The sequence below is a fragment of the Streptomyces sp. NPDC001292 genome, from assembly GCF_042896465.1.
Taxonomy (GTDB): Bacteria; Actinomycetota; Actinomycetes; order Streptomycetales; family Streptomycetaceae; genus Streptomyces.
The window spans coordinates 37,463-57,062 of record NZ_JBIAXG010000017.1; the positions used below are offsets into that span (position 1 = coordinate 37,463).

The 19,600-nt window shown below is 70.0% G+C and carries 16 protein-coding genes; 14 read left to right on the forward strand and 2 right to left on the reverse strand.

The genetic code is table 11. The annotated features are described in order from the left end of the window. Window positions 1-5 precede the first annotated feature (5 nt). From ACFY4A_RS19425 to nuoN, 13 genes are read left to right on the forward strand one after another with little or no spacing between them, the layout of a single operon-like run. Window positions 6-560, forward strand: coding sequence for an NADH-quinone oxidoreductase subunit B family protein (locus ACFY4A_RS19425; RefSeq protein WP_007383964.1), 555 nt, complete (start codon window positions 6-8; stop codon window positions 558-560). Beyond that, complete coding sequence (locus tag ACFY4A_RS19430) at window positions 557-1,327, forward strand: NADH-quinone oxidoreductase subunit C (RefSeq protein WP_390830623.1); 771 nt, start codon at window positions 557-559, stop codon at window positions 1,325-1,327. The genes ACFY4A_RS19425 and ACFY4A_RS19430 overlap by 4 nt, the downstream gene beginning before the upstream one ends. Then, window positions 1,324-2,655: an NADH-quinone oxidoreductase subunit D gene (locus tag ACFY4A_RS19435; protein WP_390830624.1), complete on the forward strand. Its 1,332-nt coding sequence runs from the start codon at window positions 1,324-1,326 to the stop codon at window positions 2,653-2,655. Before ACFY4A_RS19430 ends, ACFY4A_RS19435 begins: the two co-directional genes overlap by 4 nt. Then, the gene (gene nuoE, locus ACFY4A_RS19440; protein ID WP_390830625.1) at window positions 2,652-3,530 is read left to right on the forward strand and encodes an NADH-quinone oxidoreductase subunit NuoE; all 879 of its coding nucleotides are present in this window, start codon (window positions 2,652-2,654) and stop codon (window positions 3,528-3,530) included. The genes ACFY4A_RS19435 and nuoE overlap by 4 nt, the downstream gene beginning before the upstream one ends. Further along, complete coding sequence (gene nuoF, locus ACFY4A_RS19445; RefSeq protein WP_390830626.1) at window positions 3,527-4,909, forward strand: NADH-quinone oxidoreductase subunit NuoF; 1,383 nt, start codon at window positions 3,527-3,529, stop codon at window positions 4,907-4,909. Before nuoE ends, nuoF begins: the two co-directional genes overlap by 4 nt. Then, window positions 4,906-7,410, forward strand: a complete 2,505-nt coding sequence (locus ACFY4A_RS19450) for an NADH-quinone oxidoreductase subunit G (protein ID WP_390830627.1) — start codon at window positions 4,906-4,908, stop codon at window positions 7,408-7,410. Before nuoF ends, ACFY4A_RS19450 begins: the two co-directional genes overlap by 4 nt. After that, window positions 7,407-8,771 carry an NADH-quinone oxidoreductase subunit NuoH gene (gene nuoH, locus ACFY4A_RS19455; protein WP_390830628.1) on the forward strand — a complete coding sequence of 455 codons (1,365 nt, stop codon included), beginning with the start codon at window positions 7,407-7,409 and terminating at the stop codon, window positions 8,769-8,771. Before ACFY4A_RS19450 ends, nuoH begins: the two co-directional genes overlap by 4 nt. Beyond that, a complete protein-coding gene (gene nuoI, locus ACFY4A_RS19460; protein ID WP_390830629.1) occupies window positions 8,764-9,393 on the forward strand; it encodes an NADH-quinone oxidoreductase subunit NuoI in 630 nt (209 codons plus the stop codon). The genes nuoH and nuoI overlap by 8 nt, the downstream gene beginning before the upstream one ends. After that, window positions 9,390-10,232, forward strand: a complete 843-nt coding sequence (locus ACFY4A_RS19465; protein WP_390830630.1) for an NADH-quinone oxidoreductase subunit J — start codon at window positions 9,390-9,392, stop codon at window positions 10,230-10,232. Before nuoI ends, ACFY4A_RS19465 begins: the two co-directional genes overlap by 4 nt. Then, window positions 10,229-10,528, forward strand: coding sequence for an NADH-quinone oxidoreductase subunit NuoK (nuoK, locus tag ACFY4A_RS19470; RefSeq protein ID WP_100569676.1), 300 nt, complete (start codon window positions 10,229-10,231; stop codon window positions 10,526-10,528). The genes ACFY4A_RS19465 and nuoK overlap by 4 nt, the downstream gene beginning before the upstream one ends. A 15-nt stretch (window positions 10,529-10,543) precedes the next feature. After that, a complete protein-coding gene (nuoL, locus tag ACFY4A_RS19475) occupies window positions 10,544-12,457 on the forward strand; it encodes an NADH-quinone oxidoreductase subunit L (protein WP_390830631.1) in 1,914 nt (637 codons plus the stop codon). Between the two features lie 5 nt (window positions 12,458-12,462). Further along, a complete protein-coding gene (locus tag ACFY4A_RS19480; RefSeq protein WP_390830632.1) occupies window positions 12,463-14,034 on the forward strand; it encodes an NADH-quinone oxidoreductase subunit M in 1,572 nt (523 codons plus the stop codon). Beyond that, window positions 14,031-15,680 carry an NADH-quinone oxidoreductase subunit NuoN gene (gene nuoN / locus ACFY4A_RS19485; RefSeq protein ID WP_390830633.1) on the forward strand — a complete coding sequence of 550 codons (1,650 nt, stop codon included), beginning with the start codon at window positions 14,031-14,033 and terminating at the stop codon, window positions 15,678-15,680. The genes ACFY4A_RS19480 and nuoN overlap by 4 nt, the downstream gene beginning before the upstream one ends. Window positions 15,681-15,748: 68 nt before the next feature. On the opposite strand, the gene ACFY4A_RS19490 is transcribed toward nuoN, so the two are convergent. Further along, on the reverse strand, window positions 15,749-16,354 hold the full coding sequence (locus tag ACFY4A_RS19490) for a Uma2 family endonuclease (protein ID WP_390830634.1): 606 nt from the start codon (window positions 16,352-16,354) through the stop codon (window positions 15,749-15,751). Between the two features lie 199 nt (window positions 16,355-16,553). Here ACFY4A_RS19490 and recQ point away from each other — a divergent pair, with 199 nt between their 5' ends. After that, window positions 16,554-18,554 carry a DNA helicase RecQ gene (recQ, locus tag ACFY4A_RS19495; RefSeq protein WP_390830709.1) on the forward strand — a complete coding sequence of 667 codons (2,001 nt, stop codon included), beginning with the start codon at window positions 16,554-16,556 and terminating at the stop codon, window positions 18,552-18,554. Window positions 18,555-18,604: 50 nt separating this feature from the next. Here recQ and ACFY4A_RS19500 read toward each other — a convergent pair whose 3' ends face one another. Next, window positions 18,605-19,543: a M56 family metallopeptidase gene (locus tag ACFY4A_RS19500; protein WP_390830635.1), complete on the reverse strand. Its 939-nt coding sequence runs from the start codon at window positions 19,541-19,543 to the stop codon at window positions 18,605-18,607. Window positions 19,544-19,600 lie beyond the last annotated feature (57 nt).

The following is a 19,600-nucleotide window of genomic DNA, read 5'->3' on the forward strand; positions in this document are numbered from 1 at the left end:
ACGACATGGGACTCGAAGAAAAGCTGCCGAGCGGCTTCCTGCTGACGACCGTCGAGCAGGCCGCGGGCTGGGTGCGCAAGGCGTCCGTCTTCCCGGCCACCTTCGGCCTCGCCTGCTGCGCGATCGAGATGATGACCACCGGCGCCGGCCGCTACGACCTGGCGCGCTTCGGCATGGAGGTCTTCCGCGGTTCGCCCCGTCAGGCGGACCTGATGATCGTGGCCGGCCGGGTCAGCCAGAAGATGGCGCCGGTCCTGAGGCAGGTCTACGACCAGATGCCCAACCCCAAGTGGGTGATCTCGATGGGCGTCTGCGCCTCCTCGGGCGGCATGTTCAACAACTACGCGATCGTCCAGGGCGTCGACCACATCGTCCCCGTCGACATCTACCTGCCGGGCTGTCCGCCCCGGCCCGAGATGCTGATGGACGCGATCCTCAAGCTGCACCAGAAGATCCAGTCCTCCAAGCTCGGCGTGAACGCCGAGGAGGCCGCCCGCGAGGCGGAGGAGGCGGCGCTCAAGGCCCTGCCCACGATCGAGATGAAGGGGCTGCTGCGATGAGCGACGGACACGGCAAGGGCGTGAACGGGTCCGCGAACGGGGTCAACCCCGAGAAGGACCTGTCCGCCGAGAACCTCCCCGGCCGGCGCGGCCAGGGCGGCGAGGAGATCCGCGTCCAGCGCGGCATGTTCGGCGCCAACAACGGCGGCGACACCTCCGGCTACGGCGGGCTGGTCCGCTCGGTCCGGCTCCCGGGGCCGACGAGCCGTCCCTACGGCGGCCCGGGCGGATGCTTCGACGAGATCGCCGACGAACTCGAGGGCGCGCTGGAGGAACAGGGCCTCCTCCCGGAGAACGCGATCGAGAAGACGGTCGTCGACCGCGGCGAACTGACCTTCCACATCGAACGCGAGCACCTGGTGCGCGTCGCCCGTACCCTGCGCGACGACCCCGCCCTGCGCTTCGAGCTGTGCACCGGCGTCAGCGGTGTCCACTACCCGCACGACAAGGGCCGCGAGCTGCACGCCGTGTACCACTTGCGCTCGATCACCCACAACCGGCTGGTTCGCCTCGAGGTCAGTACCCCGGACGCCGACCCGCACATCCCGTCCCTGGTCTCCGTCTATCCGACCAACGACTGGCACGAGCGCGAGACCTACGACTTCTTCGGGATCGTCTTCGACGGCCACCCGGCCCTGACGCGGATCATGATGCCGGACGACTGGCAGGGCCATCCGCAGCGCAAGGACTACCCCCTCGGCGGCATCCCCGTCGAGTACAAGGGCGCCCAGATCCCGGCTCCGGACCAGCGGAGGTCGTACTCATGAGCACGCACACCCCGTCGTCAGCCTCCGCACGCGAGACCACCGAGGGCACGGTCTACACGGTCACCGGTGGCGACTGGGACGAGGTCGCCCGGTCCGCGGCCCGCGCCGACGACGAGCGCATCGTCGTCAACATGGGTCCCCAGCACCCGTCCACCCACGGCGTGCTCCGCCTGATCCTGGAGATCGACGGCGAGACGGTCACCGAGGCCCGCTGCGGCATCGGCTATCTGCACACCGGCATCGAGAAGAACCTCGAGTTCCGCACGTGGACGCAGGGCACCACCTTCGTCACGCGCATGGACTACCTGACGTCCTTCTTCAACGAGACCGCCTACTGCCTCGCCGTGGAGAAACTCCTCGGCATCGAGGACCAGATCACCGAGCGCGCCAAGATCATCCGGGTGCTCCTGATGGAGCTGAACCGGATCTCCTCCCACCTGGTGTGCATCGCCACCGGCGGCATGGAGCTCGGCGCCACCACGATCATGATCTACGGATTCCGTGATCGTGAAATGATTCTCGACCTCTACGAGCTCATCACGGGCCTGCGGATGAACCACGCGTACATCCGCCCCGGCGGACTCGCCCAGGACCTGCCGCCCGGCGCGGTGGACCAGATCCGCGAATTCGTGAAGAAGATGCAGAAGAACCTCCCCGAGTACGACAAGCTCGCCACCGGGAACCCCATCTTCAAGGCCCGTATGCAGGACGTCGGCTACCTCGACCTGGCCGGCTGCATGGCCCTCGGCGCCACCGGCCCGATCCTGCGCTCCACCGGCCTGCCGCACGACCTGCGCAAGACCCAGCCCTACTGCGGCTACGAGACGTACGACTTCGACATCCCGACCGCCGACACCTGCGACTCCTACGGCCGCTTCCTGATCCGCCTGGAGGAGATGCGCCAGTCGCTCAGGATCGTCGAGCAGTGCCTGGACCGGCTGGAGCCGGGTCCGGTCATGGTCGCCGACAAGAAGATCGCCTGGCCCGCCCAGCTCGCCCTGGGACCGGACGGACTCGGCAACTCCCTCGACCACATCAAGAAGATCATGGGCACCTCCATGGAGGCCCTGATCCACCACTTCAAACTGGTCACCGAGGGCTTCCGCGTCCCGCCGGGACAGGCGTACGCGGCGGTCGAGTCCCCCAAGGGCGAACTCGGGGTGCACGCCGTCTCCGACGGAGGCACCCGCCCCTACCGGGTCCACTTCCGGGACCCGTCCTTCACCAACCTGCAGGCGATGGCGGCGATGTGCGAGGGCGGCCAGGTCGCCGACGTCATCGTCGCCGTCGCGTCCATCGACCCCGTGATGGGAGGCGTCGACCGGTGACCACCAGTTCTTCGGAGCGGGGCGTCAGCCTGGGCATGCCCGAACTGCCCGCGCCCGACTACCCGGACGACGTCCGCACCCGGCTCGAGCGGGACGCGCGCGAGATCGTCGCCCGCTACCCGGACTCCCGGTCCGCCCTCCTGCCGATGCTGCACCTGGTGCAGTCGGAGGAGGGGCACGTCACGCGCACCGGGATGCGGTTCTGCGCGGACACGCTCGGCCTGACCACGGCCGAGGTCACCGCGGTCGCCACCTTCTACACCATGTACCGGCGCAAGCCGTCCGGCGACTACCAGGTGGGCGTCTGCACCAACACCCTGTGCGCCGTGCTGGGCGGCGACGCCATCTTCGAGGCCCTCCAGGAGCACCTCGGCGTCGGCAACGGCGAGACCACCGACGACGGCAAGGTCACCCTGGAGCACATCGAGTGCAACGCCGCCTGCGACTACGCGCCGGTCGTGATGGTCAACTGGGAGTTCTTCGACAACCAGACCCCGGCGAGCATCAAGCGCCTGGTCGACGACCTGCGCGCGGGGCGGCCGGTGACGCCCACGCGCGGCGCGCCCCTGTGCACGTTCAAGGAGACCGCCCGGATCCTGGCGGGCTTCCCCGACGAGCGCGAAGGGGCGACGGAGTCCGGCGGCAGCGCGGGACCCGCCTCGCTGGTGGGCCTCCGCCTGGCCAGGGGAGAGGCCGCACCCGCGCGCGTGGTCCACCCGCGCGACGGCGGACCGCACGACGCCGGTCCGCACGACGCCGCCGTGCACCAGCCGTCGCCGACCGAGCACCTGAGCTCGCACGACGCGCCGCAGGAGACATCCGCATCCGATCCGTCCCATCCGGCGGGACCTGTCGGAGAGGAGGGGGAGGGATGACCTTGGCACCCGAGAATGGGGGCACCGCCCGCCCGAGCGGAGTCGAGGGCGGGGGAGAGAGCAGCCCCGAGAAGCTGCTCGCACCCGTGCTGTCGGCCTTCTGGGACGAGGACAGGTCCTGGACGCTGGACGTGTACCGGAGGCACGAGGGGTACGAGGGACTCCGCAAGGCGCTCGCCATGTCGCCGGACGACGTGATCGCGTACGTCAAGGACTCCGGTCTGCGCGGGCGCGGCGGCGCCGGGTTCCCGACGGGAATGAAGTGGCAGTTCATTCCCCAGGGTGATGGCAAACCGCACTATCTTGTTGTCAACGCCGACGAATCGGAGCCCGGGACCTGCAAGGACATCCCGCTCCTCTTCGCGAACCCGCACAGCCTCATCGAGGGCATCGTCATCGCGTGCTACGCCATCAGGTCGTCGCATGCCTTCATCTATCTGCGGGGCGAAGTCGTCCCCGTACTGCGGCGGTTGCACGCGGCCGTGCGCGAGGCCTACGCGGCCGGCTACCTCGGCGAGAACGTCCTGGGCAGCGGCCTCGACCTCGAACTCACCGTGCACGCCGGTGCCGGCGCGTACATCTGCGGTGAGGAGACCGCGCTGCTGGACTCGCTCGAAGGCCGCCGCGGTCAACCGCGGCTGCGTCCCCCCTTCCCCGCCGTCGCGGGCCTCTACGCGTGCCCGACCGTGGTGAACAACGTCGAGTCCATCGCGTCGGTTCCCGCGATCCTGCACAACGGCAAGGAATGGTTCAGGTCGATGGGCAGCGAGAAGTCCCCCGGCTTCACGCTCTACTCGCTCAGCGGCCATGTCGCGAGCCCCGGCCAGTACGAGGCCCCCCTCGGCATCACGCTGCGTCAGCTGCTCGACATGAGCGGCGGCATGCGCCCCGGGCACCGGCTGAAGTTCTGGACGCCGGGCGGCTCCTCGACGCCGATGTTCACCGACGAGCACCTCGACGTGCCGCTCGACTACGAGGGAGTGGGCGCCGCGGGCTCGATGCTCGGCACCAAGGCCCTCCAGTGCTTCGACGAGACGACCTGCGTGGTGCGGGCGGTGACCCGGTGGACCGAGTTCTACGCCCACGAGTCCTGCGGCAAATGCACGCCGTGCCGTGAAGGAACGTACTGGCTGGTGCAGTTGCTGCGGGACATCGAGGCCGGCAAGGGCGTCATGTCCGACCTCGACAAGCTGAACGACATCGCCGACAACATCAACGGCAAGTCGTTCTGCGCCCTCGGCGACGGTGCCGCCTCGCCGATCTTCTCCTCCCTCAAGTACTTCCGCGAGGAGTACGAGCAGCACATCACGGGCCGGGGATGCCCCTTCGACCCGGCCAAGTCCACGGCCTGGGCCGATCGCACGGAGGTGAACGCATGACCGTGACCACCAACGCTCCCGCGGGCGGGGGAGAGGCGGCGGTCCCGCCGGAAGATCTCGTGACGCTGACGATCGACGGGGTCGAGATCAGCGTGCCCAAGGGCACCCTGGTCATCCGGGCCGCCGAACAGCTCGGCATCGAGATCCCCCGGTTCTGCGACCACCCCCTGCTCGACCCGGCCGGTGCCTGCCGCCAGTGCATCGTCGAGGTCGAGGGCCAGCGCAAGCCGATGGCCTCCTGCACGATCACCTGCACGGACGGGATGGTCGTCAAGACCCAGCTGACCTCGCCTGTCGCCGAGAAGGCCCAGCACGGTGTGATGGAGCTGCTGCTCATCAACCACCCGCTGGACTGCCCGGTCTGCGACAAGGGCGGCGAGTGCCCGCTGCAGAACCAGGCCCTGTCGCACGGCAACGCCGAGTCCCGCTTCGAGGGGAAGAAGCGGACCTACGAGAAGCCCGTGCCGATCTCCACGCAGGTGCTGCTCGACCGGGAGCGGTGCGTGCTGTGCGCCCGCTGCACCCGGTTCTCCAACCAGATCGCCGGCGACCCGATGATCGAGCTGATCGAGCGGGGCGCGCTCCAGCAGGTCGGCACCGGCGAAGGCGACCCCTTCGAGTCGTACTTCTCCGGCAACACCATCCAGATCTGCCCGGTCGGGGCGCTCACCTCGGCGGCGTACCGCTTCCGCTCCCGCCCCTTCGACCTGGTCTCCTCGCCGTCGGTGTGCGAGCACTGCTCCGGCGGCTGCGCCACCCGCACCGACCACCGGCGCGGCAAGGTCATGCGACGGCTCGCCGCCGACGACCCCGAGGTCAACGAGGAGTGGATCTGCGACAAGGGGCGGTTCGCGTTCCGGTACGCGCAGCTGAAGGACCGGCTGACCACGCCCCTGGTGCGCAACCCCGAGGGTGAGCTGGTGCCGGCGTCCTGGCCGGAGGCGCTGGAGATCGCCGCCCAGGGCCTGCTCGCCTCGCGCGGGCGGACCGGTGTCCTCACAGGCGGCCGGCTCACCGTCGAGGACGCCTACGCCTACAGCAAGTTCGCGCGCGTGGCGCTCGACACCAACGACATCGACTTCCGCGCGCGTGTGCACAGCGACGAGGAGGCCGACTTCCTCGCCGCCCGGATCGCCGGCCGCGGCCGGGACCTCGACGGCAGCGGTGTCACGTACACCGCGCTGGAGAAGGCGCCCGCCGTGCTGCTCGTCGGGTTCGAGTCCGAGGAGGAGGCCCCCGGCGTCTTCCTCCGGCTGCGCAAGGCCTGGCGCAAGCACGGGCAGAAGGTGTTCGCGCTGGCCACGCACGCCACACGGGGCCTGGAGAAGACGGGCGGCACCCTGCTGCCGGCCGCGCCCGGCACCGAGAACGAGTGGCTGGACGCGCTGGCGGGCGGCGTCGGACTGGAGGACGACGGCACCCGGGCCGCCGAGGCCCTGCGGGCCGAGGGCGCGGTCATCGTCGTCGGCGAACGGCTCGCCGGAGTCGCCGGTGGCCCGACCGCCGCCGTGCGGGCCGCCGCCGCGACCGGCGCACAGCTGGTGTGGATCCCGCGCCGGGCCGGCGAGCGCGGCGCCGTCGAGGCCGGCGCGCTGCCGTCGCTGCTGCCGGGCGGGCGTCCGGCCACCGACCCGCGCGCGCGGGAGGAGGTCGCCGCGCTCTGGGGCGTCACCGAACTCCCGCACCGCTACGGCCGCGACACCGGGCAGATCATCGAGGCCGTGGCGGGAGGACAGCTCCAGGCCCTGCTCGTCGCCGGCGTGGAGGTCGCGGACCTGCCCGATCCGGCACGTGCGCGTGCGGCACTGTCCGAGGCGGGTTTCGTGGTGTCGCTCGAGCTGCGGCCCAGCGAGGTCACCGAACACGCGGACGTGGTCCTGCCCGTCGCCGCCGTCGCCGAGAAGGCCGGCTCCTTCCTCAACTGGGAGGGCAGGGTCCGCTTCTTCGAGGCCGCGCTCAAGCCCGACCAGATGACGCGCACCCTGTCGCCCTCCGACGCGCGCGTGCTGCAGATGCTGGCCGACGCCATGGACGTCCACCTGGGCCTGCCGGACCTGCGGACCGTGCGCACGGAGCTGGACCGGCTGGGCGCCTGGACCGGACCGCGCGCCACCGACCCGGTGCGCAGCGCGGGCCCGGCGCCGCGGCCGGCCGCCGGGGAGGCCGTACTCGCGGGGCACCGGCTGCTGCTCGACCAGGGCCTCCTCCAGGAGGGCGACGAGGCGCTCGCCGGGACCCGGCACGCCGCACGCGCACGCGTGTCGGCCGCCACGGCCGCCGAGGCGGGCGTCGCGGACTCCGCCGTGCTCGCCCTGACCGGTCCCGCCGGGACGGTCGAACTCCCGCTGGAGATCACCGAGATGCCCGACCGGGTGGTGTGGCTCCCGCTGAACTCCGTCGGCGGGGGCGTCGCCTCCGACACCGGGGCGCTGCCCGGCTCCCTCGTCCGCATCGGCCCGGCGACGTCCTCGACCGAGGCCCCCAAGGAGGTGGAGGCATGAGCCCGTACCTCGCCGCTGAGAACCTGTCGATGTTCGGCACCGATCCCTGGTGGCTGGTCGTCGTCAAGGCGGTGTTCTGCTTCGCCTTCCTGATGGTGACGGTGCTGTTCTCCATCGTCTGGGAGCGCAAGGTCGTCGCCTGGATGCAGCTGCGCATCGGCCCCAACAGGAACGGGCCCTGGGGCATGCTCCAGTCGCTCGCCGACGGCGTGAAGCTGATGCTCAAGGAGGACGTCGTCGTCAAGCGCGCGGACAAGGTGGTCTACGTCCTCGCGCCGATCGTCGCGGCCATCCCGGCCTTCATGGCGATCGCCGTGATCCCCTTCGGACCGGCGAACAACGAGATCTCGATCTTCGGTCACCGCACCGCGATGCAACTGACCGACCTGCCGATCGCGGTGCTCTACATCCTCGCGGTCGCCTCCGTCGGCATCTACGGCATCGTGCTGGCGGGCTGGAGCTCCGGATCGACCTACCCGCTCCTGGGCGGCCTGCGGTCCTGCGCGCAGATGATCTCCTACGAGATCGCCATGGGCGCCGCGTTCGCCTCGGTCTTTCTGTACTCGGGCTCGATGTCGACCTCGACGATCGTCGAGCAGCAGCACGACCGCTGGTACATCCTGCTGCTGCCGGTCTCGTTCGTCCTCTACATCGTCACGATGGTCGGGGAGACCAACCGCGCGCCGTTCGACATGCCGGAGTCCGAGGGCGACCTGGTCGGCGGCTTCAACACCGAGTACTCGTCGATCAAGTTCGCGATGTTCATGCTCGCCGAGTACGTGAACATGGTGACGGTCTCCGCGGTGTCGACCACGCTCTTCCTGGGCGGCTGGCGGGCCCCCTGGCCGATCAGCACCTTCTGGGAGGGCGCCAACCACGGCTGGTGGCCGCTGCTCTGGTTCGTGATCAAGGTCCAGCTGCTGCTGTTCTTCTTCATCTGGCTGCGCGGCACGCTCCCGCGGGTCCGCTACGACCAGCTGATGAGGCTCGGCTGGAAGGTCCTCATCCCGGTCTCCGTGGCCTGGCTGATGCTCGTCGCGACCGTCCGGGTCCTGCGCAACGAGAACTACGGCTTCGCCGACATCGCCCTCTACGTCGCCGGTGCCGTGCTGGCGGTGCTGGTCCTGTCCTTCGTCGCCGACATGTTCCGCGAGCGGACGAAGAGCGCCGAGAAGCCCGAGGCCCAGCCGGCCGCCTTCGACGCGATGGCCGGCGGATTCCCCGTACCGCCGCTGCCGGGGCAGGAGCTGCCGCCGGTGCCGCGGCGCCGCTCGCGCCGCGAGCGGGAGTTGATTGTCAGTGGCGGGTCGGACACTGCCAGTGACGGACCTCTGGATGGAAAGGAGGCGTCCGATGGCTGAGGAGCCCAAGGAGACCAAACCCGGTTTCCTGAACCCCGTGGCCGGCTTCGGCGTGACCTTCAAGGCCATGTTCAAGAAGCGGCTGACCGAGCAGTACCCGGAGCAGAAGAAGACCACGGCTCCGCGCTTCCACGGACGGCACCAGCTCAACCGCCATCCGGACGGCCTGGAGAAGTGCGTCGGCTGCGAGCTGTGCGCCTGGGCCTGCCCCGCCGACGCCATCTACGTGGAAGGCGCCGACAACACCGACGAGGAGCGCTACTCGCCGGGCGAGCGGTACGGCCGCGTCTACCAGATCAACTACGCCCGCTGCATCCTGTGCGGCCTGTGCATCGAGGCGTGCCCCACCCGCGCGCTGACGATGACCAACGAGTTCGAACTGGCCGACTCCAGCCGCGCCAACCTCATCTACACCAAGGAGCAGCTGCTCGCCGGTCTCGAAGAGGGCATGGTCGACACGCCGCACGCCATCTACCCGGGGACGGACGAGCAGGACTACTACCGGGGCCTGGTGACGGAGGCCGCGCCCGGCACGGTGCGCCAGGTCGCCGTCTCCAGGGGAGAACAGGGTCACATGTCAGGCCCTTCGGGCCCGGCCGAAGAACAGGGGGCTGACGCATGAGCGCGCAGCTCGCCGCCTACTCCACCTCCGCCGGAGAGGCCTTCCAGTTCTGGGTGCTCGGCACCGTCGCGGTGATCGGCGCCCTGTGCACCGTCTTCATGAAGAGGGCCGTGCACAGCGCGCTGTGCCTGGCCGCCACCATGATCGTCCTGGCGGTGTTCTACCTCGCCAACGGCGCCTACTTCCTGGGCATCGTGCAGATCGTCGTCTACACCGGCGCGATCATGATGCTGTTCCTGTTCGTGGTGATGCTCGTCGGCGTGACCGCCGCGGACTCCCTGAAGGAGACCATCAAGGGCCAGCGCTGGCTGGCCCTGTTGTGCGGGCTCGGCTTCGGCATCCTGCTCGTCGCCGGCATCGCCAACGCCTCCCTGAAGGAGTTCAACGGCACCGGCAGGGCCAACGCGGGCGGCAACGTGGAGGGCCTGGCGTCCCTCATCTTCACCCGGTACGTCTTCGCCTTCGAACTCACCGGCGCGCTGCTCATCACGGCCACCGTCGGCGCCATGGTGCTCACCCACCGGGAGCGCACCGAGCGGGCCAGGACCCAGCGCGAGCTGGCCGAGCAGCGCGTGCGCGAGGGACGGCACGTACCGCCGCTGCCCGCCCCCGGCGTGTACGCCCGGCACAACGCCGTGGACATCGCCGGACTGCTGCCCGACGGCACCCCGTCCGAGCTCACCGTCAGCAAGACGCTGCGCGAGCGCGGGCAGATCCGTGACGTCTCGGCCGAGGCACTCAACGACCTCAAGGCCCTGGAGCAGCGCGCCGCGGAACGCCTGGAGCGCACCGCGATCGAGCCGACGGCCTTCAAGCGGCCCGAGGAGGCGTCGAAGTGAACCCTGTGAACTACCTCTATCTCGCCGCCCTGCTGTTCACGATCGGCGCCACCGGCGTGCTGATCCGGCGCAACGCCATCGTGGTCTTCATGTGCATCGAGTTGATGCTGAACGCCTGCAACCTCGCGCTCGTCACCTTCTCCCGGATGCACGGCAACCTCGACGGCCAGATCATCGCGTTCTTCACGATGGTCGTCGCCGCAGCGGAGGTCGTGGTCGGGCTCGCGATCATCGTGTCGGTGTTCCGTTCCCGCCACTCGGCCTCGGTCGACGACGCCAGCCTGATGAAGCTGTAAGGGGTCGGAAGAATCGTGGAGAACCTGATTGCGCTGCTGATCGCGGCGCCCCTGCTCGGAGCGGCCGTCCTCCTGGTCGGCGGCCGGCGACTCGACGCCGCCGGCCACTGGATCGGCACCCTGCTCGCGGCCGTCTCCTTCGTGATCGGCCTGGTCCTCTTCGCCGACCTGCTCGGCAGGAGCGCCGACCAACGGACACTGACCCAGCACCTGTTCAGCTGGATCCCGGTGGCCGGCTTCCAGGCGGACGTCACGTTCCGGCTCGACCAGCTGTCGATGACGTTCGTCCTGCTGATCACCGGCGTCGGCTCGCTGATCCACCTGTACTCGGTCGGGTACATGGAGCACGACGAGCGGCGCCGCCGCTTCTTCGGCTACCTCAACCTGTTCCTCGCGGCGATGCTGCTGCTCGTCCTCGCCGACAACTACCTGTTGCTGTACGTCGGCTGGGAGGGCGTCGGTCTCGCCTCCTACCTGCTGATCGGCTTCTGGCAGCACAAGCCCAGCGCGGCGACCGCGGCGAAGAAGGCCTTCCTGGTCAACCGGGTCGGCGACATGGGCCTGTCCATCGCGATCATGCTGATGTTCGCGACATTCGGCACCTTCGCCTTCGGGCCGCTGCTCGGCACCCACGGCGAACCGGGTCTCGTGGGCGGCGCCACCGAGGGCAAGCTCACCGCCATCGCGCTGATGCTGCTGCTCGCCGCCTGCGGCAAGTCCGCCCAGGTGCCGCTGCAGTCCTGGCTCGGGGACGCGATGGAGGGTCCGACCCCGGTCTCGGCCCTCATCCACGCCGCGACCATGGTGACGGCGGGTGTCTACCTCATCGTCCGCTCCGCGGCGATCTTCAACGCGGCGCCGAACGCGCAGCTGGTGGTCACCGTCGTCGGCGCGGTCACGCTCCTGTTCGGTGCGATCGTCGGTTGCGCGAAGGACGACATCAAGAAGGCGCTGGCCGGTTCGACCATGTCGCAGATCGGCTACATGGTGCTGGCCGCGGGCCTCGGCCCCATCGGTTACGTCTTCGCGATCATGCACCTGGTGACGCACGGCTTCTTCAAGGCCGGGCTGTTCCTCGGCGCCGGTTCGGTCATGCACGGCATGAACGACGAGGTGGACATGCGCAAGTACGGCGGGCTGCGCACGTACATGCCGGTCACCTTCATCACCTTCGGCCTCGGCTACCTCGCCATCATCGGCTTCCCGGGCCTGTCCGGCTTCTTCTCCAAGGACAAGATCATCGAGGCGGCCTTCGCCAAGGGCGGCACCGAGGGCTGGATCCTCGGCGGCGCGGCCCTGCTGGGCGCGGCCATCACGGCGTTCTACATGACGCGCGTGATGCTGATGACGTTCTTCGGCGAGAAGCGCTGGCAGCCCGACGAGAACGGCAACGAGCCGCACCCGCACGAGTCGCCCAAGGTGATGACGATCCCGATGATCGTGCTGGCCGTCGGCTCGGCCCTGGGTGGCGCGTACTTCAGCATCGGCGACCGCTTCCTGCACTGGCTGGAGCCGGTCACCGGGCACAGCGAGGGCAACTCGCCGCTCAGCGCGTGGACGGTCACCGGCGCGACGATGGTGTGCCTGCTCGTCGGCGTGGCCATCGCCTGGGCCCAGTACGGCCGCAAGCCGGTCCCGGCCGTCGCCCCGCGCGGGTCGCTGCTCACCCGGGCCGCCCGCCGGGACCTGCTCCAGGACGACTTCAACCACATCGTCCTGGTCCGCGGCGGCGAGCACCTCACGCGGTCCCTGGTGTACGTCGACCACACCCTGGTCGACGGAGTCGTCAACGGCACGGCGGCCTCGGTCGGCGGCCTGTCCGGGCGGATGCGCAGGCTGCAGAACGGCTTCGCGCGCTCCTACGCGGTCTCGATGTTCGGCGGTGCGGCGCTCCTGGTCGCCGCGACCCTGCTGATGAGGGCGGTCTGATACCGATGTCCTTTCCTCTGCTGACAGCGACGGCGGTGCTCCCGGCCCTCGGGGCCATCGCCACGGCCGCCGTGCCGGCCGCCCGGCGCACCGCCGCGAAGTGGCTCGCGCTGGTCGCCTCGCTGGCCACGCTGGCGCTGGCCGTCACCGTCCTGGTCCGCTTCGACCCGGGCGGCGCCCGTTACCAGCTCACCGAGTCCCACTCCTGGATCGCGTCCTTCGGCGTCAGGTACGAACTGGGCGTGGACGGCATCGGGGTGGCGCTGATCGGGCTGACCGCCCTGCTCATCCCGTTCGTGATCCTGGCCGGCTGGCACGACGCCGACCCGCTGGAGACCGGAAGCCGCCGCTGGCGGCCGACGCAGGGCTTCTTCGCGCTGATCCTGGCCGTCGAGGCGATGGTGATCATCTCCTTCGAGGCCACCGACGTCTTCCTCTTCTACATCTTCTTCGAAGCCATGCTGATCCCGATGTACTTCCTCATCGGCGGCTTCGGGGACCGTGCCCACGAGCACGGCGAGGAGGCGGCGTCGACCCAGCGGTCGTACGCGGCGGTGAAGTTCCTCCTCTACAACCTGACCGGCGGTCTGATCATGCTGGCCGCGGTGATCGGGCTGTACGTGGTCGCCGGGAGCTTCTCGCTCACCGAGATCGCGCAGGCGCGCGCCAACGGCTCGCTGCACATGGCGACCGACGTCGAACGCTGGCTGTTCCTCGGCTTCTTCTTCGCCTTCGCGGTGAAGGCGCCGCTGTGGCCGCTGCACACGTGGCTGCCCAACGCGATGCAGGAGTCCACCGCGCCGGTGGCCGTCCTCATCACCGCGGTCGTGGACAAGGTGGGCACCTTCGCGATGCTCCGCTTCTGCCTCCAGCTGTTCCCGGAGGCGAGCAAGTGGGCCACACCCGCCATCCTCGTCCTCGCCCTGATCAGCATCATCTACGGGGCGCTGCTCGCGGTGGGCCAGCGGGACATCAAGCGCCTGATCGCGTACGCGTCGATCTCGCACTTCGGCTTCATCATCATGGGCATCTTCGCGATGACCAGCCAGGGCCAGTCCGGGGCGACGCTCTACATGGTCAACCACGGCCTGTCGACGGCCGTGCTCATGCTGATCGCCGGCTTCCTGATCTCCCGGCGCGGCTCCCGGCTCATCTCCGACTACGGCGGTGTGCAGAAGGTCGCTCCGGTGCTCGCCGGCACCTTCCTGATCGGTGGCCTCGCCACCCTGTCCCTGCCGGGACTCGCGCCCTTCGTCAGTGAGTTCCTGGTCCTGGTCGGCACGTTCACGCGCTACCCGGCGATCGGCATCGTCGCCACCTTGGGCATCGTGCTCGCCGCGCTGTACACGCTCGTCCTGTACCAGCGGACGATGACCGGTCCCGTGAAGCCGGAGGTCTCGGCGATGCCGGACCTGCGGGTGCGGGAGCTGGTGGTCGTGGCCCCGCTGGTCGTGCTGCTGATCTTCCTGGGTGTCTATCCGAAGCCCGTCACGGACATCGTCAACCCGGCGGTCAAGCAGACCATGTCCGACGTACACCAGACCGACCCGAAGCCCGCAGTGGAGGCGGCCAAGTGAGCGGAGCAGCCGTCCACAGCCTGTGGACAACCGCGGCCGACCCGATCTCGAAGATCGAGGCGCCGAAGATCGAATACGGGCAGTTGTCGCCCACCCTGATCGTCGTGGGCGCGGCGATCGTCGGAATGCTCGTCGAGGCGTTCGTCCCGCGCAGGTCGCGCTATTACGCACAGGTGTTCGTGTCCGTCGTCGCGCTCGCGGCCGCGTTCGCCGCGGTCGTCGCGCTCGCGGTGGACGGATACGGCACCACCAAGGCGCACATCGCGGCCATGGGGGCCATCTCCGTCGACGGACCCTCGCTCTTCCTCCAGGGCACGATCCTGCTGGCGAGCCTGGTCGCCCTGTTCACCTTCGCCGAGCGGCGACTGGATCCGGCGGCGCACGGCAACCGCGTCGACTCCTTCGCCGCGCAGGCGGCGGCCGTACCGGGCGGTGAGAGCGAGAAGGCCGCGGTCAAGGCCGGTTTCACCACCACCGAGGTCTTCCCGCTCCTGCTCTTCGCGGTCGCCGGCATGCTGGTGTTCCCCTCGGCCAACGACCTGCTGACCCTGTTCGTGGCCCTGGAGGTCTTCTCCCTGCCGCTGTACCTCCTGTGCGCGCTGGCCCGCCGCAAGCGGCTCATGTCGCAGGAGGCCGCGGTCAAGTACTTCCTGCTGGGCGCGTTCGCCTCCGCGTTCACCCTGTTCGGCATCGCGCTGCTGTACGGGTACGCGGGCTCCGTGTCGTACGCCAGGATCGCGCAGGTCGTCGACGGCAACGTGCCGAACGTCGACCCGGCGCTCGCCAACACCATGGGCAACGACGCGCTGCTGCTCATCGGCGCCGCGATGGTCGTGATGGGTCTGCTGTTCAAGGTGGGCGCGATCCCGTTCCACATGTGGACGCCGGACGTCTACCAGGGCGCTCCGACCCCGGTCACCGGGTTCATGGCGGCGGCGACCAAGGTGGCGGCCTTCGGCGCGCTGCTGCGGCTGCTGTACGTCGTCCTGCCGGGTATGCGCTGGGACTGGCGGCCGGTCATGTGGGCCGTCGCGATCGTCACCATGCTGGGCGGTGCGATCGTCGCGATCACGCAGACCGACATCAAGCGGCTGCTCGCGTACTCGTCGATCGCCCACGCGGGCTTCATCCTCGCCGGTGTCATCGCGACCTCGAAGGACGGCGTCTCGTCCGTGCTGTTCTACCTGGCCGCCTACTCCTTCGTGACGATCGGCGCGTTCGCCGTGGTCACGCTGGTGCGGGACGCGGGCGGCGAGGCGACCCACCTGTCCAAGTGGGCGGGGCTCGGCCGGCGTTCCCCGCTGGTGGCGGCCGTGTTCGCGGTGTTCCTGCTGGCCTTCGCGGGCATTCCGCTGACCTCCGGCTTCGCCGGGAAGTTCGCGGTGTTCAAGGCGGCGGCCGAGGGCGGCGCGGTGCCTCTGGTCGTGATCGGTGTGATCTCGTCGGCGGTCGCGGCCTTCTTCTACATCCGCGTCATCGTGCTCATGTTCTTCAGTGAGCCCCACCCGGAGGGCCCGACGGTGGCGGTGCCGTCCCCGCTCACGATGACCGCGATCGGTGTGGGCGTGGCGGTCACGGTGGTCCTCGGCGTGGCCCCGCAGTACTTCCTGGACCTGGCGAACCAGGCGGGAGTGTTCGTGCGCTGAGGCAGCGCGGAACGCGGTGGCCCGGCCCCACCAAGGGGCCGGGCCACCGCGTTCCGGCGTGCTCGGGCCTACTTGCCCTTGCCGTGGCGCGTCCTGATCTCGGTGAGGTCCAGGTCCACGGAGAACGGGGCCTCCACCTTCATCCGCCCCCTGAAGATGCCGACGCTGGTGTAGGAGCCGGTCGTGGGTTCCAGTTCGAAGACATGCACGGCGGCGCGGCCGTCCTCGTTCTCGACCCGCCAGTAGTGGGGGATCTTCGCCCGCGCGTACTTGAGCGGCTTGGTCTCGCGGTCCCGGGAGACGGAGTCCTCGGAGACGACCTCCACTGCCAGGATCACGGCCTCGGCCGGGAACCTCGTCTGCCCCGGGCCGTCGTCCACCACGTCTCCTCGTACGACAACCGCGTCGGGCTCGGGCCTGTTCTGACGGTCGATGTCGATGGTGAACTCGCGAAAGACCTCGTAGTCCTCCGGTGCCAGCGACTGCAAGTGCCACTTGAAGAAGTCGACGGCACGCTCATGGAAGGCGGTTTGCGGGCTCACGAAGACAAGGCTCCCGTCGATCAATTCCGTGTGCGGAGGCAGATTCGGGAGGCGGTCCAGGTCGTCGGCGGTCCAGCCGCCTTTCGGCGGGGTCGGCCAGGTGGGCTCGGACGCCTTCGGTGCGACGCTCATCAGTACTCCCATGGGACGGAGTCTCGCCGGTCGGTTCAGACTATCGGCCCGAAAGGGACGAGTCTCCTGCGTACGTGTGAACGAGGTCGTGTCGTTGACCGGGGGAGGTGGCGCAGGCCTGTGGACAACTCCGGGGCTGTCCGTGAGGGCGCCTATCGTGGAGGCAGTGGTCGTGGAGCGAGGTGTGGGGGACGAGACGATGGGCGGGACGGGTGGTGGCACCGGCATGGCAGTGACGGAGAGCGAGGCGCTGGCGACGCTGCGCCGGGTCTTCGGGTACGAGGACTTCCGGGGTGAGCAGGAAGCGGTCGTCGAGCACGTGGTGGCGGGCGGTGACGCCGTCGTGCTCATGCCGACCGGTGGCGGCAAGTCGCTGTGCTACCAGCTTCCGGCCCTGGTCAGACCCGGTACGGGCGTCGTGGTGTCGCCGCTCATCGCGCTGATGCAGGACCAGGTGGACGCGCTGCGGGCGCTGGGCGTGCGCGCCGGGTTCATGAACTCCACTCAGGACTTCGACGAGCGCCGGGTGGTCGAGGCGGAGTTCCTGGCCGGCGAGCTCGACCTGCTCTACCTGGCACCGGAGCGGCTGCGCCTGGAGGCCACGCTCGACCTGCTCTCCCGCGGCAAGATCTCCGTCTTCGCCATCGACGAGGCGCACTGCGTGTCCCAGTGGGGCCACGACTTCCGCCCCGACTACCTGGCACTGTCCCTGCTGGGCGAGCACTGGCCGGACGTGCCGCGGATCGCGCTCACCGCGACGGCCACCCGCGCCACGCACCAGGAGATCACCCAGCGGCTGAACATGCCGCAGGCCCGGCACTTCGTGGCCAGCTTCGACCGGCCCAACATCCAGTACCGGATCGTGCCCAAGGCCGACGCCAAGAAGCAGCTGCTGTCCTTCCTGCGCCAGGAGCACCCGGGCGACGCGGGCATCGTGTACTGCCTGTCGCGCAACTCGGTGGAGAAGACGGCCGAGTTCCTCAGCCGCAACGGCGTCGAGGCGGTGCCGTACCACGCGGGCCTGGACGCGGGCACCCGCGCGGCGCACCAGTCCCGCTTCCTGCGCGAGGACGGCCTGGTCGTGGTCGCCACCATCGCCTTCGGCATGGGCATCGACAAGCCCGACGTCCGGTTCGTCGCCCACCTGGACCTGCCCAAGTCGGTGGAGGGCTACTACCAGGAGACGGGCCGTGCGGGCCGGGACGGCCTGCCGTCGACGGCCTGGATGGCCTACGGCCTGAACGACGTCGTACAGCAGCGCAAGCTCATCCAGTCCGGTGAGGGCGACGAGGCGTTCCGCCGCCGGGCCCAGGCCCACCTGGACGCGATGCTCGCCCTGTGCGAGACGGCCCGGTGCCGCCGCGGCCAGCTCCTCGCCTACTTCGGCCAGGAACCGGGCCCGGCCGGCTGCGGCAACTGCGACACCTGCGTGACCCCGCCCGAGAGCTGGGACGGCACGGTCGCGGCCCAGAAGGTGCTGTCGACGGTGGTGCGGCTGAAGCGGGAGCGGGGGCAGAAGTTCGGCGCGGGCCAGATCATCGACATCCTGCTCGGCAAGCGCACCGGCAAGGTGATCCAGTTCGACCACGACCAGCTGTCCGTGTTCGGCATCGGCGACGAGCTCACCGAAGGCGAATGGCGCGGTGTCGTACGGCAGTTGCTGGCGCAGGGACTGCTCGCGGTCGAGGGCGAGTACGGCACGCTGGTGCTGACCGACACCAGCGCGTCGGTGCTGCGCGGCGAGCGGGAGGTGCCGCTGCGCAAGGAGCCGAAGAAGCCGGCCGCGTCGCGGGCTTCGGCCGCCCGGGACGACCGCCGGTCCAGGGCGGCGGCGCCCGAGCTGCCCGAGGAACTGCTTCCCGCCTTCGAGGCCCTGCGCGCCTGGCGCGCCGAACAGGCCCGCGAGCAGGGCGTCCCGGCGTATGTCATCTTCCACGACGCCACGCTCCGGGAGATCGTCACGATCTGGCCGACGTCGGTGGCGCAGCTCGGCACGGTCGGCGGCGTCGGCGAGAAGAAGCTGGTGACGTACGGGGAAGGCGTGCTCGCGGTACTGGAGTCGCTGGCCGGGTCCTCCGGCGACTCCACGTCCGGGACGGGGACGGCCGGATCAGCAACGGCCGGGACGGGGACGGCCGGGACGGGTGAGCCGGAACCGGTGGAGGACCTGCCCGAGCCGGAACCGGACGACTGGATATAGCCGGATACGGGCGGGCCGCGCCGGTCACCGCGCCGATGCGGGCCCGCTGCTCAGCCCAGCGCCGTCAGGCCCGGGGCGAACGTGATCAGGAGCGGGAGGAGGGGCACCAGGGCCGCCACCGCCGTGGTCAGCGCCCGGCGTCTGCGGTCCAGCCGCGGTGGGGGCTCCAGCAGGCGGTCCACCCGCTCGCTCAGCAGGCGGTTGCTGGAGGCGCAGGACAGTACCCCGCGGTGCTGGTTGAGCTCGATCAGCGCGAGGGCCGTGGTGAGGTGGCCGTGGCGGCGGGACGCCGTGTCGTCGGCGGCCAGTTCGACCAGGCGGTGGGTCTGCTCGCAGAAGTGCGTGAACAGCGGGATGTGCGGAAAGCCGGTCGCCAGCGCGGTCGACAGATGCAGTAGCCAGTCGTGGTGGGCGCGGGCGTGTCCGCGCTCGTGCGCGAGGACGGCGTCGAGCTGGTGGCCGGTGAGCCGGTGCAGGGCGCCGGTGGTGACGACGAGCTGGGGCGGGTGACCGGGCATCCACCAGGCGTCGGGGTACTCGTCCTCCAGCACCAGCAACGGTCCGCGGGCCGCCGGAAGGCCTGCGGGCAGGTCGGGGGCGCGTTCGCGCAGATGCGCGCGGGCCAGTCCGCGCCGGCGGCGGGCCTCGACGAACTCGCGGGCGAGCATCGCGGTGGTCCAGGCGGCGCCGCCGGCCAGCAGCAGGGTGAGACCGGCGGCCCAGACCGGCGCCACCGACAGGTCGTAGGCGGCCGTCACGGCCGGCGGCGCGGGGGCGAAGACCCGGTCGTGAACGGTGCTGAAGACGGCCGCGGTGCCCAGCACGAGCCCCGCGAGGCAGCACAGCAGGACGGTGGCGACCAGGCACTGCCACACCCACAGCGCGACGACGGGCTCCCGTTCGGGCCACCCCGACCGGGCCAGCGCGCGGGGGACCGGCACGGCGAGCGTCAGTGCGACGACGCTCAGCAGGAGCAGGCAGGCGGTCATGCCTCGGACTCCGGATCCTCGTCGGAGGTGGGCGGGTGTCGGGGTCGTGCGGTGAAG